1 protein-coding gene is annotated in these 893 nt (G+C 39.2%); it reads right to left on the reverse strand.

The window, feature by feature from the left end:
- Positions 1–14 precede the first annotated feature (14 nt).
- Positions 15–893: hypothetical protein (locus tag O970_RS09930; protein WP_166667101.1), on the reverse strand; the 879-nt coding region annotated here is incomplete at its 5' end.

Below are 893 nucleotides of genomic sequence, written 5' to 3' on the forward strand. Positions count from 1 at the left end.
TTTTTATATTCCAATTAATCTTTTATATAGTGGTAAGAGAATAAGTACGGAGTAAGCTCCTTATCTTGATTCTGTTTATCTCGCTTGCCATTGGGCCAGTAGTTGACCCTTATTGATACCTCATGGTGACCTTTTATTTGTCCTAATCGCCAGTTAATTAAAAATAAACCAATTTGATCTTTATCCAGCTCTGTGGTGTTAGTAGTTTCTAATGAAGCGCTATTATTTACCCAAGGTTGACCTATGGTTATATTCATCAGCTTAATTAGGCGCTTTTCATCTTTACTTTCTTTAGCATTTTTCTTGTCCATATCATAAATTTCTTTTTTATTCTGTGCCTCCGTCTCAGCTCTAGGTGTAAAAAAGTCTGCTGTTGCCGAAGGTTGAATAACTAAATGATCAGTGCCATCAGAGATAACTAATTCAACTGGTGCCTGAGCTCCGGATTCTAATGATTTAATTGTAATCCACCCCTCAAATTCTGATTCTTCCCTATTAAAATCTGGTAAATTCAAGGTTAAATTAAGATCATAATTGGAACTAAATAAACTTGAATCCGAACCTAACAGACAGCGTCCGCCATTCACGGCTAAGTAGTAATCCTGATCTGAAAGCAGCATACAGGTCGGGGTCGGTAAGTAATAAGGTGGGTATTTTGTGGCGTGAAAATCAAACTTGCCTAACATACTGCGGTTTAGCCATTGGTTTAACTCATCCCAGCTTCCCCCATCATCGTAATAGCAGGTATTAATTAGCAGGAGTCCTATCCCAACAACAATAAACGCTATTTGTCCCCATAACGGCACCGCAAACATAAATGGCGCTAGGCTCATCAGTAGACTTACAACGCCCGTTACACAGACAATCTCTGCGCCACTATTCCCTTCGTCCCG

It is taken from the genome of Candidatus Schmidhempelia bombi str. Bimp, assembly GCF_000471645.3.
Lineage (GTDB): Bacteria > Pseudomonadota > Gammaproteobacteria > Enterobacterales > Orbaceae > Utexia > Utexia bombi.